This is a genomic window from Pseudomonas sp. NPDC086278 (assembly GCF_050280905.1).
Taxonomy (GTDB): Bacteria; Pseudomonadota; Gammaproteobacteria; order Pseudomonadales; family Pseudomonadaceae; genus Aquipseudomonas.
Genome location: NZ_JBNNWE010000003.1, coordinates 94536 through 109218 on the forward strand (window position 1 = coordinate 94536; position 14683 = coordinate 109218).

At 56.6% G+C, this 14683-nt stretch carries 14 protein-coding genes; 7 read left to right on the forward strand and 7 right to left on the reverse strand.

The features are described 5' to 3' along the window. Positions 1–80: 80 nt before the first annotated feature. Together ACQKP4_RS02005 and rarD are read left to right on the forward strand one after the other, a co-directional pair. A complete protein-coding gene (locus ACQKP4_RS02005; protein ID WP_427629917.1) occupies positions 81–1094 on the forward strand; it encodes an aldo/keto reductase in 1014 nt (337 codons plus the stop codon). A gap of 109 nt (positions 1095–1203) precedes the next feature. Next, complete coding sequence (gene rarD, locus ACQKP4_RS02010) at positions 1204–2085, forward strand: EamA family transporter RarD (RefSeq protein ID WP_427629919.1); 882 nt, start codon at positions 1204–1206, stop codon at positions 2083–2085. A gap of 58 nt (positions 2086–2143) precedes the next feature. Here rarD and hppD read toward each other — a convergent pair whose 3' ends face one another. Beyond that, positions 2144–3220: a 4-hydroxyphenylpyruvate dioxygenase gene (gene hppD / locus ACQKP4_RS02015; RefSeq protein ID WP_427629921.1), complete on the reverse strand. Its 1077-nt coding sequence runs from the start codon at positions 3218–3220 to the stop codon at positions 2144–2146. Between the two features lie 455 nt (positions 3221–3675). Between hppD and ACQKP4_RS02020 the strand changes: the two genes are divergently transcribed. After that, a complete protein-coding gene (locus tag ACQKP4_RS02020; protein ID WP_427629923.1) occupies positions 3676–5211 on the forward strand; it encodes an EAL domain-containing protein in 1536 nt (511 codons plus the stop codon). Between the two features lie 231 nt (positions 5212–5442). Further along, complete coding sequence (locus ACQKP4_RS02025; protein ID WP_427629925.1) at positions 5443–5808, forward strand: histone-like nucleoid-structuring protein, MvaT/MvaU family; 366 nt, start codon at positions 5443–5445, stop codon at positions 5806–5808. Between the two features lie 176 nt (positions 5809–5984). Here ACQKP4_RS02025 and ACQKP4_RS02030 read toward each other — a convergent pair whose 3' ends face one another. Beyond that, entirely contained in the window at positions 5985–6509 is a 525-nt protein-coding gene (locus tag ACQKP4_RS02030) for a DUF4946 domain-containing protein (RefSeq protein WP_427629927.1), read from the reverse strand. A 145-nt stretch (positions 6510–6654) separates the two neighbouring features. Here ACQKP4_RS02030 and gloA point away from each other — a divergent pair, with 145 nt between their 5' ends. Further along, positions 6655–7176, forward strand: a complete 522-nt coding sequence (gene gloA, locus ACQKP4_RS02035; protein ID WP_427629929.1) for a lactoylglutathione lyase — start codon at positions 6655–6657, stop codon at positions 7174–7176. Between the two features lie 108 nt (positions 7177–7284). Here gloA and ahpF read toward each other — a convergent pair whose 3' ends face one another. From ahpF to ACQKP4_RS02050, 3 genes are all read right to left on the reverse strand, one after another. Next, positions 7285–8850 carry an alkyl hydroperoxide reductase subunit F gene (gene ahpF, locus ACQKP4_RS02040; RefSeq protein ID WP_427629931.1) on the reverse strand — a complete coding sequence of 522 codons (1566 nt, stop codon included), beginning with the start codon at positions 8848–8850 and terminating at the stop codon, positions 7285–7287. A gap of 125 nt (positions 8851–8975) precedes the next feature. Beyond that, positions 8976–9539, reverse strand: coding sequence for an alkyl hydroperoxide reductase subunit C (ahpC, locus tag ACQKP4_RS02045; protein ID WP_427629933.1), 564 nt, complete (start codon positions 9537–9539; stop codon positions 8976–8978). A 138-nt stretch (positions 9540–9677) separates the two neighbouring features. Beyond that, on the reverse strand, positions 9678–10616 hold the full coding sequence (locus ACQKP4_RS02050; RefSeq protein WP_427629935.1) for a site-specific integrase: 939 nt from the start codon (positions 10614–10616) through the stop codon (positions 9678–9680). Positions 10617–10793: 177 nt separating this feature from the next. Here ACQKP4_RS02050 and ACQKP4_RS02055 point away from each other — a divergent pair, with 177 nt between their 5' ends. Beyond that, complete coding sequence (locus tag ACQKP4_RS02055) at positions 10794–11813, forward strand: DNA-binding protein (protein ID WP_427629937.1); 1020 nt, start codon at positions 10794–10796, stop codon at positions 11811–11813. On the opposite strand, the gene gorA is transcribed toward ACQKP4_RS02055, so the two are convergent. Both gorA and galU read right to left on the reverse strand, forming a co-directional pair. Next, the gene (gorA, locus tag ACQKP4_RS02060; protein ID WP_427629939.1) at positions 11810–13168 is read right to left on the reverse strand and encodes a glutathione-disulfide reductase; all 1359 of its coding nucleotides are present in this window, start codon (positions 13166–13168) and stop codon (positions 11810–11812) included. The genes ACQKP4_RS02055 and gorA overlap by 4 nt on opposite strands. Before the next feature lie 132 nt (positions 13169–13300). Further along, positions 13301–14140: a UTP--glucose-1-phosphate uridylyltransferase GalU gene (gene galU, locus ACQKP4_RS02065; RefSeq protein WP_064678069.1), complete on the reverse strand. Its 840-nt coding sequence runs from the start codon at positions 14138–14140 to the stop codon at positions 13301–13303. 283 nt (positions 14141–14423) lie between these two features. On the opposite strand from galU, the gene ACQKP4_RS02070 reads away from it, so the two are divergent. Next, positions 14424–14612 (forward strand): hypothetical protein, encoded by a 189-nt coding sequence (locus tag ACQKP4_RS02070; protein WP_427629941.1) that lies wholly within the window; start codon positions 14424–14426, stop codon positions 14610–14612. Positions 14613–14683: the final 71 nt, after the last annotated feature.

Genomic DNA, 14683 nt, shown 5'->3' on the forward strand with positions numbered 1-14683 from the left:
TGACTGATAATTCATATTGCCCCGGGCAGGGGTTCTGGTATTTGATTGGGGCTTTCTCCCTCCGGTAAAAGGATTTCGTCATGAGCTATCGCACGCTGGGTCATTCGGGCTTACAGGTCTCTACGCTGACCCTGGGCACCATGATGTTCGGCGAACAGACCAGCACCGAAGACTCCCTGCGGATCATCGACAAGGCCTGGGACCAGGGCATCAACTTCATCGACACCGCCGACGTTTACACCGGCGGTCGTTCCGAAGAGATCGTCGGCGAAGCGATTGCCGGCAATCGGCACGAATGGGTGCTGGCAACCAAGGTCGGCTTCGGCCCGGTGGACGGTGTGCCGAACCGCAGCGGTTTGAGCCGCAAGCACATTTTCAATGGCATCGATGCCAGCCTGACGCGGTTGGGCACCGACTACCTCGACATCTATTACCTGCACCGCGAAGACCACAACACGCCGCTGGAAGTGACTGTCTCGGCGATTGGCGACCTGATCCGTCAGGGCAAGATTCGTTATTGGGGATTGTCGAACTACCGTGGCTGGCGCATCGCCGAAGTGATCCGGGTGGCGGACCAATTGGGCGTTGACCGGCCGGTGATCAGTCAGCCGCTGTACAACATCGTCAACCGTCAGGCAGAGACCGAGCAGATTACGGCCGCGCAAAACTATGGTCTGGGCGTGGTGCCTTACAGCCCGTTGGCGCGTGGCGTGCTCAGCGGTAAATATGCGCCGGACGTAAAGCCGGACGCCAACAGCCGCGCCGGGCGTGCCGACAAGCGCATTCTGGAAACCGAATGGCGGGTTGAGTCGTTGCGCATTGCCCAGCAGATTCAGCAGTACACGCAAGAACGCGGCGTGGGGATTGTCGAGTTCGCGATTGCCTGGGTGCTGAACAACGGCGCCGTCACTTCAGCGATTGTCGGGCCGCGCACCGAGGAACAGTGGGACGCGTATACCAAGGCGCAGGCAGTGAAGATTACCGCTGAGGATGAGGCGTTTATTGATTCGCTGGTGGTGCCGGGGCATTCGTCGACGCCAGGGTTTAATGATGTGAGCCATTTTGTGTCGGGCCGTAAACCCCGTACCCACTGAACAAACACACGCTCCCACAGGTGGACTGTGTTGATCGATCGGACAATATTTGATACGAAAACCACGTATCCTCTGCGCCCCGTTTCCCCTTCAACCTCGCGAGGGCAGTTTGTCTAAAGGTATCGCTTTATCGGTTTCGGCCTCGGTGCTGTTTGCCGTCATGTATTACTACACTTCGTTGCTCACTCCGCTGAGTGGCGTGGAAATTTTCGGCTGGCGCATGCTGTTGACGGTGCCCTGCATGACCGTGTTCATGGTGGTTTCGGGCGAATGGAAACGTGTGGCGGAAATTGTTCGGCGCGTGATTGCCAAGCCGAAATTGATCGCCGCCCTGCTCGCTTCCTCCGCCCTGCTCGGTGTGCAGCTCTGGCTATTCATGTGGGCGCCGCTCAACGGTTACAGCCTCGATGTGTCGCTCGGGTATTTCCTGTTGCCACTGACGATGGTCCTGACCGGACGGATTGCCTATGGCGAACGCCTTTCCTATCTGCAAAAAATCGCTGTGGTGCTGGCCTGTCTTGGCGTGTTGAATGAGGTGTATCAGGTCGGCGGTTTTTCCTGGGCGACCTTATTGGTGTGCATTGGCTATCCGACCTATTTCATCGTGCGCAAGCGTCTGGCCGCGGACAACCTTGGCGGTTTGTGGCTGGACATGGCATTGACGTTGCCGGTGGCGTTCTGGTTTGTGCAGAGTGGCGAACAGGGTTTCGGCGTGTTTGATCAACACCCGTGGCTGTCGCTGTTGATCCCGATACTGGGGGTGATCAGCGCGTCCGCGCTGGTGGTCTACATCATCGCCAGCCGCTTGCTGCCATTCAGTCTTTTCGGCTTGTTGAGTTATGTCGAGCCGGTGTTGTTGCTGGGCGTGGCGTTACTGCTTGGGGAAAGCATCAAGCCTGGCGAATGGCTGACCTACATTCCGATCTGGCTGGCAGTGCTGGTATTGGTGTTTGAAGGGTTCAAGCATTTGATGCGGCACCGTAGACCTTAAGCCGCACACAAAACAACTGTGGGAGCGACGCTCCCACAGTTTTTAGCGGTGCAACGAATTACTCGGCAGTGAGCACGCCACGACGAACCTGGTCACGCTCGATCGATTCAAAAAGCGCCTTGAAGTTGCCTTCGCCGAAGCCATCGTCGCCTTTACGCTGGATGAATTCGAAGAACACCGGCCCCATCAGGGTTTCCGAGAAGATCTGCAGCAGCAGACGCTTGTCGCCCGATTCGGACGAACCGTCCAGCAGAATGCCCCGCGCTTGCAACTCGCCAACCGGCTCGCCGTGGTTCGGCAAACGGCCCTCAAGCATTTCGTAGTAGGTTTCCGGCGGCGCGGTCATGAAGCGCATGCCGATGCTTTTCAGGTGATCCCACGTCTTGATCAGGTCATCGCTGAGGAAGGCAACGTGCTGAATGCCCTCGCCGTTGAACTGCATGAGGAACTCTTCGATCTGCCCGGCGCCCTTGGACGACTCTTCGTTCAGCGGGATACGAATCATGCCGTCCGGCGCGGTCATCGCCTTGGAGGTCAGGCCGGTGTATTCGCCCTTGATGTCGAAGTAACGGATCTCGCGGAAGTTGAACAGCTTCTCGTAGAAATTGGCCCAGTAGGCCATGCGACCGCGATACACGTTGTGAGTCAGGTGGTCGATGATTTTCAGACCGGCGCCGACCGGGTTGCGGTCCACGCCTTCGATGAACACAAAATCGATGTCGTAGATCGAGCTGCCTTCGCCGAAACGGTCGATCAGGTACAGCGGCGCGCCGCCAATACCTTTGATCGCGGGCAGGTTCAATTCCATCGGGCCGGTTTCGATGTTAATCGGCTGGGCGCCGATTTCCAGCGCACGCTTGTAGGCCAGCTGCGAATCCTTGACCCGGAATGCCATGCCGCACACCGACGGGCCGTGCTCGGCAGCGAAGTAGGAAGCGACGCTGTTGGGTTCGTTGTTGAGAATCAGGTTGATCGCGCCTTGGCGATACAGGTGCACGTCTTTGGAGCGGTGGGTCGCGACTTTGGTGAAGCCCATGATCTCGAAGATCGGCTCCAGCGTGTTCGGCTTCGGCGAAGCGAGCTCGATGAATTCAAAGCCCATCAGGCCCATTGGGTTTTCGTATAAATCTGCCATTTTGGCGCCTCATCATTTTTTAGAATTAACAGAACGTTAGTTGCTAAGAATGCTGAAGCCGGCGGGTGGCGCGCAGGAGATGCCCCGCACACTGCGGGCGAGGAAGTCACCGTAGATCAATTGAAACCCGAAACTCTTCATTGTCGACCCAAGGCTCTTGCGGGCGAGGCTTCTGCTGGCAGAAGACGATTATTATTGTATGCGTAACCGGATTCTACACAGCGTAAATAGGTTTGTCCGCCTTCTGTATCAAATCCCCTTTTCCACTGGTCGCGCAAGGGGTTTGTTCTACAGGAAAATCCCGACAGGATCTGCACACCCCTGGCCTGCCCGCTACCGTTGAGCGGCATAGGCGCCAACAGCCAACTATCATGGCCGATACCCGAACTCTTTTTGGGTGGTGCGTCATCGACCTGCCCGCATTGATAGCCCTACTTTTCGACACAGGTTCGAGAATGCCACTGAACGCCAGAAGTCGTCACAAACGAACCCAACGGATTGCCGTGACCCTTCTGTGCGGGTTGGTCCCGCTGTTGTTGGGTGCTGTCATCCTTTATATGCAGGCCGAACGAACGCTCAAACAAAGCACCAAACTGACCGCCGAAGAAGCCGTGCACCAATTCGAACTGATGCTCGACAACACTGCCCTGGCCGCACGCGAATTGCTGCCACTGGCTGGCCAGCCGTGCGATGACGTCAAGCTGGCGTTGCGCGAACAGGTGACGCGCCGACCCTTCGTGCGTTCGACCAATCTGGTGTGGGACAACACCCTCTATTGCAGTTCTTTGTTCGGTGACTATCAGGAGAAAGTCAATCCTGGCGACTACACCAAAGGCCAGTTGTGGCTAATGAACGGCAACCCGGTGACGCCCAATACTGCGTTGCTGGTGTACCGGCTCAGTGAGGGGGAAAAGGGTGCGCTGACGACCCTCGATGGTTATCACCTGAGTAACGTATTGCGCTTGATAGGTCGCAAGACTTTGTTGCTGCTGCAAGTGGGGCCCAACTGGTTGTCCGCCGACGGCAAGGTTCACGAAGGCGCTCTGCCCGACTTGCCGGTGGCTGAAACCAGACTGGCCTCCACCCATCATGCTTTCACGGTCGCCGCCGGTTTCCCCAAGGGTGAAACCTGGCGGTACATGAGCAGCGAGTACCCGCCGCTGTTCAGTTTGCTGATCTTTTTCGCGATGGTATCGGGCACCATCGGGCACATCCTGCAAAAACGCTCGTCATCACCCAGCCATGAAATGCAGCGGGCGCTGGAGGCGCGGGAGTTCGTTCCGTATTTTCAACCTGTGGTGCATGGCGCCAATAAAAAATGGTCCGGCGCCGAAGTGTTGATGCGCTGGAATCATCCGAAGGAAGGCTTGGTGCGTCCGGACCTGTTCATCCCGTTTGCCGAGCACTCCGGATTGATCGTGCCGATGACCCGCTCGCTGATGCAGCAGACCGCCCAGTTGTTGTCGCCGATTGCCTCCTCGTTCGACGGACCGTTTCACATCGGCATCAACATCACCGCCAGACACTGCAAAGACCTTGAACTGGTCAAAGACTGCCGGGACTTTCTTGAGGCGTTTGCGCCGGGCGCGATCAATCTGGTGCTGGAGCTGACCGAGCGTGAACTCATCGAGCCGACCGCGATCACCCTGCAGCTATTCGAACAATTGCACGCATTGGGCGTGATGATCGCAATCGATGACTTCGGTACAGGTCACTCGAGTCTTGGTTATCTGCGCCAGTTCAATGTCGACTTCCTGAAAATCGATCAGAGCTTTGTCGCCATGATCGGGGGCGATGCCCTCTCCCGACACATCCTCGACACCATTATCGAGCTCTCGGCCAAGCTCGATCTGGGCATTGTCGCCGAAGGGGTGGAAACTGAAGCGCAAAGTGACTATCTGACCGCGCACGGTGTGAACTTCCTGCAAGGTTATCTTTACGGACGTCCGATGCCGGGAGCTGAGTTCCTTAATGCATTAAGTCATCATTAACTAGTGGTTTTAAGCGACCCGGCAACGCGGCCGCGCACCCATTTGAATCAAAACACTACTGCGGTTACATGAAAAAAGACGGCATTTACTCTTGCCTGATTAACTACTACAATTTTTCATGCCTGTGCAAGATTGACAGGTGAGCCACTATCACCGAGTCGCTTCAAGGCTCTTGGCTTATAGCTTTGTTTGCGGTTGGTATCAGCCAAACACACTATTGGAGTAAAGATATTGTCCAGACTCGCTGAATTTCGTGCAGCTGAAAAGGCCCTTCAAGAACAGCTCAAGCAGCTGGAATCACTGAAGAATGACGCCGGGCTCAAGAAAGAAATCGAATTCGAAGAGAAGCTCCAGGGGCTGATGAAAACCTATGGCAAAGGCCTGCGTGACATCATCGCCATTCTCGATCCGAACCCGGCAAAATCCGGCCTGCAACAAGCCTCGGCACCCAAAACCCGCCGCGCTCGGGTGGTCAAGGTCTATCACAACCCACACACCGGTGAACTGATTGAAACCAAGGGTGGCAATCACCGCGGCCTGAAGGCCTGGAAGGAACAATATGGTGCCGCTACCGTTGATTCCTGGCTGCGTGGCTAACTACCGGCGGTGATAAAAAATGCCCTGCAATGCAGGGCTTTTTTATGAGTGCCCGCTCATCGCAGCGATTAGAAGGCGTCAGTGCGTGATACTTGCCGACTAACTTTCTGCTTAATCCATTTGGGTATCTAAAGATTTTGAACAGCGCTGGAAAGCGCGAATGGCAAAACCTTGAACTAAAGTTTCAGGCTGTTACGAGCAGCCTCTATTTCGTCCTGACTTTCCTTATAAGCCTGCGCCTGCCCAGCGTAGGAAAGAACATAAGCCTTATCAGCGTCCACCGCCGCGACCAATGTTTGCGACAACACGTGTCGACCGTTCTGAGTAATGGTGCAGGTAGTTTCCAACGCGGATAGATGACTCAGGGTGCTCGCATGGATTTTGTTGCAGACCGTTTGATAGCCCCCTTGAAAGAAGTCCTTCTGCACTGACTTGCGCATTTCGAGCAAGACACCTTGCAGATTCACCTGGTGACCAGCGTCTACCGGAGTCGCGGTCAACTCCATCACCATCACCGGCGTGCCGCCATCATCGTTTTTCACCGCGCGCTGCCGCGAAACGTCCGGTTTAGCCTCATCCAGCGGGATGGTTTCGACTTCCCAGCCGTTGGGCCAGGCGATGACGGGCGCATCCGCTTGAGCGGCGCCGATACCTGACAACAGGCCAATCAGGATAAGGGTCGACTGACAGAATCGGATCATTGCAATGAGCACTCGCGAATTGAGCCGTAAAGTCTGAGGCCCGCCCGCCTGTCAGGCAATAGCCGACGGTTTGGGTTTGGTGATGTCAGAGCCCTTGCGTATCATTGTCGCCATTCGTTAGCCCCACTTATTGACTGGAGGGCCCATGAGCCTGCAAGAATTGAATACTTTCCCAGGCGTAACCGCCCAACCTGACAGCGCTACCCACAAATTCGTGTTCAACCACACCATGCTGCGCGTCAAGGACATCACCAAGTCCCTGGATTTCTACACTCGCATCCTCGGCTTCTCCCTCGTGGAAAAACGCGACTTCCCGGAAGCCGAGTTCAGCCTGTATTTTCTGGCGCTGGTCGATAAAAATCAGATCCCGGCCGACGCTGCCGCTCGCACCGAATGGATGAAATCGATTCCCGGCATTCTCGAACTGACCCACAATCACGGCACCGAGAACGACGCAGACTTCGCCTACCACAACGGCAATACTGACCCGCGCGGTTTTGGCCATATCTGCATTTCCGTGCCCGACATTCGTGCCGCGTGCGAGCGCTTCGAAGCCTTGGGCTGCGATTTCCAGAAACGCTTGAGCGACGGCCGCATGAAAAGCCTGGCATTCATCAAGGACCCGGACGCGTATTGGGTCGAGATTATTCAACCCGCACCGATGTAAGACATTGCACAAATCCCCTGGCGAGAGCGAACTTGCTCCCCCAGCCAAAAAATGCAAGACACAAAAAACCCCATGATCGCTCATGGGGTTTTGTGTTTTAAGCGCTGCTTAAGCCGGGGCCGAGCTCCGGATCAAGTGATCGAAGGCACTGAGGGAAGCTTTGGCGCCCTCGCCCACTGCAATCACGATTTGCTTGTACGGCACGGTGGTTACGTCACCCGCTGCGAATATGCCCGGCAGTGAGGTTTCACCGCGAGCATCGACGATGATCTCGCCGCGCGGCGACAACTCGATGGTGCCCTTGAGCCAATCGGTGTTGGGCAGCAGACCGATCTGCACAAAGATCCCTTCGAGGCTGATCGTGTTGAACTCGCCCGAATCGCGATCCTTGTAGACCAGGCCGCTTACCTTTTGGCCGTCACCCTTCACTTCACTGGTCAGCGCGCTGGTGATGACAGTCACGTTCGGCAGACTGAACAACTTGCGCTGCAACACCGCATCGGCGCGCAGTTTGCTGTCGAACTCCAGCAGCGTGACGTGACTGACGATACCCGCCAGATCAATCGCCGCCTCAACGCCAGAGTTACCGCCGCCGATCACCGCTACGCGCTTGCCTTTGAACAGCGGGCCATCGCAATGCGGGCAGAAACAAACGCCCTTGGCTTTGTATTCCTGCTCGCCCGGCACCCCCATTTCACGCCAGCGGGCGCCGGTCGCCAGGATCAGCGCCTTGGTTTTCAGGGTCGCGCCGCTTTCGAAGCGGACTTCGTGCAACTCGCCTGGGTTCTTCGCCGGAATCAGCGCAGTCGCCCGTTGCAGATTCATGATGTCGACGTCGTATTGTTTGACGTGCTCTTCAAGTGCGCTGGCCAGCTTCGGCCCTTCGGTTTCCTGCACGGAGATGAAGTTTTCGATAGCCATGGTGTCGAGCACCTGTCCACCGAAACGTTCAGCGGCCACGCCAGTGCGAATGCCTTTACGGGCAGCGTAAATTGCTGCCGCGGCGCCGGCCGGGCCACCGCCGACAACCAGCACGTCAAAGGCTTCTTTGGCGCTGATCTTCTCGGCTTGACGCTCGATGCCGCTGGTGTCGATTTTGGCGAGGATTTCTTCGAGGCCCATGCGGCCCTGACCGAAGACTTCGCCGTTCAGGTAAACACTTGGCACGGCCATTATCTGGCGCTTATCAACTTCGGCCTGGAACAGCGCACCGTCGATGGCGACGTGGTGGACGTTCGGATTGAGCACGGCCATCAGGTTTAGCGCCTGAACGACATCCGGGCAGTTCTGGCACGACAGCGAGAAGTAAGTCTCGAAGCTGAACTCGCCTTTGAGTGAGCGAATCTGTTCGATCACTTCAGCACTGGCCTTCGAAGGGTGGCCGCCGACTTGCAGCAACGCCAGCACTAACGAAGTGAATTCGTGGCCCATCGGGATGCCGGCGAAACGCAAGCTTATATCGGCACCCGGACGGTTGATCGAGAACGATGGTTTGCGCGCATCGTCACCGTTATCGAGCAAGGTAATTTGGGCGGAAAGACTGGCAACGTCTTTCAGCAATTCGAGCATTTCCTGGGATTTCGCACCGTCGTCGAGGGAGGCGACGATCTCGATCGGTTGGGTGACCCGTTCCAGGTACGACTTCAACTGGGCTTTAAGATTGGCGTCCAACATACGGGCGATTTCCTTTTTGAACATTCATAAAAAAAACGCCCGAGCGAATCTCGCCCGGGCGTTTTATAGGGCGGTTGCAGCTTGCTTAGGTGCGGAAAACCCGCCCTGACAGTGCGTTCACAGACTTAGATCTTGCCGACCAGGTCCAGCGATGGAGCCAGGGTGGCCTCGCCTTCTTTCCACTTGGCTGGGCACACTTCGCCCGGGTGAGCAGCAACGTACTGAGCAGCCTTGATCTTGCGCAGCAGCTCGGAAGCGTCACGGCCAACACCGCCATCGTTCAGTTCAACGATTTTGATCTGACCTTCCGGGTTGATCACGAAAGTGCCACGGTCAGCCAGACCGGCTTCTTCGATCAGCACGTCGAAGTTGCGGGAGATGGTCAGGGTCGGGTCGCCGATCATGGTGTACTGGATTTTGCCGATGGCTGGCGAAGTGTTGTGCCAGGCTGCGTGGGCAAAGTGGGTATCGGTAGAAACGCTGTAGATCTCGACGCCCAGCTTCTTGAACTCGGCGTAGTTGTCAGCCAGGTCTTCCAGTTCGGTCGGGCATACGAAGGTGAAGTCTGCTGGGTAGAAGAAAACGACAGACCACTTGCCTTTCAGGTCAGCGTCCGACACTTGTACGAAGTCGCCATTTTTGTAGGCGGTCGCTTTGAACGGTTTAACTTGGCTGTTGATGATAGGCATCGATGACTCTCCGTCAGGGGTTAAAAAGTTGATGGGGTGAATCCTACCCAGTCGATCCCCGGATGGCTCATTGGCAAACCTCATGCTGCTGATTTGTTTTCGCTATTAGCCGACAGTATTAATAGAAGAAAACGTGATCTACAGCGGTACAGGTTTTTCGACGACTCGCGCCATCCCGAGAAACGGGCTGGCTTCAACATAGCGCATGGCCGACTTCATATCCTTCCAGCCCACATAACTCATCAGTGACTTCAAGTCCCAACCACTCTGGTGCGCCCAACTGGCAAAACCGCGTCGTAATGAGTGGCTGGTGTAATGCTCGGCCGGGATGCCCGCGCGCTCCAGCGCCTCGCGCAGCAGCGCAATCACACTGTTGGCGTGCAACCCCTCCTCGCTTAAATGCCCCCAACGATCGATGCCTCGGAACACCGGCCCGCGAACCAGTGCCGCTTCGGTTATCCAGGCAATGTAGGCCTGCACCGGGCACAAGCGCTGCAACGCCGGGGTTTGGTAGGTTTTGCCAAGGTTTTCCCGATCGCTCTTGCTGCGCGGCAGATACACGGTGATGCCGGAACCGGCGCTGGCTTGCACATGTTCGATCTGTACGCGGCACAACTCATCGCTACGAAAACCGCGCCAGAACCCCAGGAGGATCAACGCCATGTCGCGCCGGGCACGCAAGAGTGTCGGCTGATCGTTTTGAGATTTGGCGACCTGCGCTTCCTGTTCAAGCCAGGCGACCACTTGCTCCAGATGCTGCAATTGCAACGGCTCAGCCTGCTTCTCCTGCGCAGGGTGAAGCGCCCGTATGCCTTTGAAGACCTTACGCACCACGGGCGCCTTGGTGGGGTCGGGAAACCCCTGGCTGTTATGCCACTGCGCCAAGGCCGACAAGCGCAATTTCAGCGTGTTGATCGACAACTCACCCGCATAGGCCACCAGATAGCGGGCCACGTTGTCGGCAGTAGCCGGCAGGAAGCCTCCCCAACTGACTTCGAAATGCTCAACGGCCGCACGATAGCTGCGGCGGGTGTTGTCGCGGGTGGCGGCTTCCAGGTAGCGATCCAGCTCGGTCATCGGCTCAATTCTCTAAAACGTACCGTTTGGCGTTCAAATAGTTGCCGCAGGACTTATCACACGGGGTAATACCAGTATATCCCGTGTGATTAATTCAGGTTTTATATCTTAATTATATTGATGGTACACTGCGTACAATAGTGGCATGTACCACAGTACGAAATCGTAGGAGAACTCATGGCTCGTGGCGGCGTAAATAAGGCAGTGGTGCAAGCAGCACGTTTGGCGATTCTCGCCCGCGGCGAAAATCCCAGCATTGATGCTGTACGGATCGAAATGGGAAATACCGGTTCGAAAACCACGATTCATCGCTATCTGAAGGAGCTGGACGACGGCAATGAACGCACCGAGACGCCGACTGAACCCATCGATGATGAGCTGGCAGGCTTGGTTTCACGCTTGGCGCAGCGCCTCAAGGAGAAAGCGCAAGAATCTATCGATAACGCTCGCGAGCAGTTCGATCAGCAGCGCAAAGCGCTGGAAGTGCAATTGGCCGAGGCGCACGCAGGCAACACTGAATTGCATAAGCAATACGAAATTCAAAGCCTGGCACTGACTCAGGAATCTGAAGCGCTGCAAGAAACCCGCTCGATGCTACAGACCGAGCAAACCCGCAACGCCGGCCTGAATCAGGCGCTGGCCGATTTCGAGTTGCGTTTGCAGGACAAGGACGAGCAGATCCGCTCTCTGGAAGAAAAGCACCTGCACGCGCGCGAAGCGCTGGAGCATTACCGCAGCGCCGTCAAAGAACAACGCGAGCAGGAACACAGCCGCCACGAAAGCCAGGTGCAGCAGGTTCAAATGGAATTGCGCCAGGCGCAGCAAAGCGCGATGGTGCGGCAAGACGAGATCACTCAACTGCACCGCGACAACGAGCGATTACTTACTGAAAACCGCGGCACGCTGAGAGAGTTGAACCTGCTGCAGGATCAACTCAAGCAGACTAATAGCCGACAGGACCAACTGCTGGAGCAGGTCAATCGTATCGACAGCGAACGCACCCTCCTCCAGGAACGCCTGCGCGTTGCGCTGCTGGATTGTCAGTCACTCAAGCAAAGCATCGATGATCAATCGCAGATCAATAAAGCGCTGGAAGTCGAACTGTTCAAGACTCAGGCAAGCCTCGATGAAAGTGTGCGCCTGGCAGCGGTTGTTGCGAACGCGCCAGACGCATCACAGGTCGACAAAGACGCTTAACCCGCGACGGGCGAGCGCATCGTAACGAACTCTTCGGCAGCCGTCGGATGCACACCAATGGTGTCGTCGAAATCGCGCTTGGTAGCACCCGCCTTCAAGGCGATGGCGAGGCCCTGCACAATTTCGCCAGCATCCGGCCCGACCATATGGCAACCCAGCACCTTGTCGGTCCTGGCGTCCACCACCAGTTTCATCAACGTGCGCTCCTGGCAGTCGGTCAACGTTAACTTCATCGGGCGGAAACGGCTTTCGTAGATCACCACGTCATTGCCGGCTTCGCGCGCCTCTTCTTCGGTCAGACCGACCGTGCCGATGTTCGGCAAGCTGAATACCGCGGTCGGGATCATCTTGTAATCCACGGGACGGTATTGCTCCGGTTTGAACAGGCGCCGCGCCACGGCCATGCCTTCTGCCAGCGCAACCGGCGTGAGCTGCACGCGACCGATCACATCGCCAAGCGCCAGGATCGACGGCTCGCGGGTTTGATACTGCTCGTCAACTTCGACAAAACCTTTTTTGTCGAGTGTGACGCCGGTGTTTTCCAGCCCGAGATTGTCCAGCATCGGGCGCCGGCCGGTGGCGTAAAACACGCAATCCGCTTCCAGCTGACGACCATCCTTGAGGGTGGCCTTCAGGCTGCCGTCAGCCAGTTTTTCAATGCGCTCGATGTCGGCGTTGAATTGCAGGTTCATGCCACGCTTGGTCAGCTCTTCCTGCAAATGCCTGCGCACCGCCCCGTCAAAACCACGCAGGAACAGATCACCGCGATACAACAGCGTGGTGTCGGCACCAAGCCCGTGGAAGATCCCGGCGAACTCGACCGCAATGTAACCGCCACCCACCACCAGCACACGCTTGGGCAATTCTTTGAGGAAGAATGCCTGATTGGAGCTGATCGCATGCTCGTGTCCCGGAATCTCCGGGATCTGCGGCCAGCCGCCGGTGGCGATCAAGATGTTTTTCGCAGTATGTCGCTGGCCATTGATCTCGACGGTATTGGGGTCGACGATCCTGGCGTGGCCTTCATGCAAGGTCACGCCGCTGTTAACCAGCAAGTTGCGGTAAATACCGTTCAGGCGATTGATCTCACGATCCTTGTTGGCGATCAGCGTGGCCCAATCAAACTCCGCTTCGCCCAGCGTCCAGCCAAACCCCGAAGACTGCTCGAAGTCGTCAGCGAAGTGCGCGCCGTAGACCAGCAATTTCTTCGGCACGCAGCCGACGTTGACACAGGTGCCGCCCAAATAGCGGCTCTCCGCCACTGCCACTTTTGCGCCAAAACCGGCAGCAAATCGCGCAGCCCGCACACCGCCGGAACCGGCGCCAATCACATAAAGGTCAAAATCGTAGGCCATTTTCAATCTCTCCTCGGCAGGCAACCAGCATACCCGCAGCCATCTGCCGGGCAAGCGCTGCAGACGATATGGGGCCGGAAAATGAAAAAGCCACCCGAAGGTGGCTTTTCGATACAAGTCGGTCAGGCGCTATCAGTAAGCCTTGCCAGTCTTGTAGAAGTTCTCGAAGCAGAAGTTGGTCGCGTCGATGTAACCTTCGGCTCCGCCGCAGTCAAAACGCTTGCCCTTGAACTTGTAGGCCATTACACAGCCGTTCTGGGCTTGCTTCATCAGGGCGTCGGTGATCTGGATTTCACCACCTTTGCCCGGCTCGGTTTGCTCGATCAGGTCAAAGATGTCCGGCGTCAGGATGTAACGGCCGATGATCGCCAGGTTCGACGGTGCATCTTCAGGCTTTGGTTTTTCAACCATGCTGTGAACGCGATAGATGTCGTCACGGATCATTTCGCCAGCGATCACACCGTACTTGTGAGTTTCTTGCGGATCGACTTCCTGAATCGCAACGATCGAGCAGCGGAACTGTTTGTACAGCTTGACCATCTGGGTCAGAACGCCGTCGCCGTCCAGGTTGACGCACAAGTCATCCGCCAGTACCACGGCGAACGGTTCATCACCGATGAGCGGACGGCCGGTCAGGATCGCATGGCCCAGGCCCTTCATTTCGGTCTGACGGGTGTAGGAGAACGAGCAGTTGTCGAGCAGTTTGCGGATACCAACCAGATATTTTTCTTTGTCGGTGCCCTTGATCTGGTTTTCCAGCTCGTAGCTGATGTCGAAGTGGTCTTCCAGGGCGCGCTTGCCGCGTCCGGTAACGATAGAGATTTCAGTCAACCCGGCGTCCAAGGCTTCTTCGACGCCGTACTGGATCAGTGGCTTGTTCACCACCGGCAGCATTTCTTTGGGCATGGCTTTAGTCGCTGGCAGGAAGCGAGTACCGTAACCGGCTGCTGGGAACAAGCATTTCTTGATCATATAAGTCCTTGAAAGGGCTGTGTGTACGAGTTTCGGCGCAGTCTAATCAGGCGGCGCACACCTTACAATGCCCCGCGCTGGCTAACCGATGCCATCATAGAGAAATATTCTTGCCGATAGTTCCGCAAGAAGCTGCGCAGAACTTTTCACCGCCACTAACAGATAGCAGAGATCGTCGAACCTGCACCGTCGAATTATCCGAAACCACCATACGCCCATCAGCACCGTCCGGGGGCATTTGGCGCTATCATTGCGCAATTGAACCAGCCAAAGAGGCAGATAGATGTCGGCAGCAAAAAGCGTCAACGGGTACCTGATCAATCAGGCGAAGGATGGGCAATGGTGGGTGGACAGCGCGAGCGGCGAAAATATCGCCGGGCCGTTTCCTACCGAAGCGTTGGCTATCGAGGTGGCATCGGTGTTGCAAGATCAGCCTGCGGGGCCCAAGCGTCGCGGCAAGGACAAATCCTGAGACGCCGCCGAATCGACCGAAGCCCTGCCCTGGCGCAGGGCTTTTTTGTGATAACGCAAAATGAAGTGGCC

Excerpts from the sequence above, each read along its gene's own strand:
- ahpC (WP_427629933.1), bottom strand. The coding sequence starts at position 9,539 with ATGCCTATCATCAACAGCCAAGTTAAACCGTTCAAAGCGACCGCCTAC.
- ahpF (WP_427629931.1), bottom strand. The coding sequence starts at position 8,850 with ATGTTGGACGCCAATCTTAAAGCCCAGTTGAAGTCGTACCTGGAACGG.
- galU (WP_064678069.1), bottom strand. The coding sequence starts at position 14,140 with ATGATCAAGAAATGCTTGTTCCCAGCAGCCGGTTACGGTACTCGCTTC.
- ACQKP4_RS02005 (WP_427629917.1), top strand. The coding sequence starts at position 81 with ATGAGCTATCGCACGCTGGGTCATTCGGGCTTACAGGTCTCTACGCTG.
- hppD (WP_427629921.1), bottom strand. The coding sequence starts at position 3,220 with ATGGCAGATTTATACGAAAACCCAATGGGCCTGATGGGCTTTGAATTC.
- ACQKP4_RS02070 (WP_427629941.1), top strand. The coding sequence starts at position 14,424 with ATGTCGGCAGCAAAAAGCGTCAACGGGTACCTGATCAATCAGGCGAAG.
- gloA (WP_427629929.1), top strand. The coding sequence starts at position 6,655 with ATGAGCCTGCAAGAATTGAATACTTTCCCAGGCGTAACCGCCCAACCT.
- ACQKP4_RS02030 (WP_427629927.1), bottom strand. The coding sequence starts at position 6,509 with ATGATCCGATTCTGTCAGTCGACCCTTATCCTGATTGGCCTGTTGTCA.
- ACQKP4_RS02050 (WP_427629935.1), bottom strand. The coding sequence starts at position 10,616 with ATGACCGAGCTGGATCGCTACCTGGAAGCCGCCACCCGCGACAACACC.
- gorA (WP_427629939.1), bottom strand. The coding sequence starts at position 13,168 with ATGGCCTACGATTTTGACCTTTATGTGATTGGCGCCGGTTCCGGCGGT.
- ACQKP4_RS02020 (WP_427629923.1), top strand. The coding sequence starts at position 3,676 with ATGCCACTGAACGCCAGAAGTCGTCACAAACGAACCCAACGGATTGCC.
- ACQKP4_RS02055 (WP_427629937.1), top strand. The coding sequence starts at position 10,794 with ATGGCTCGTGGCGGCGTAAATAAGGCAGTGGTGCAAGCAGCACGTTTG.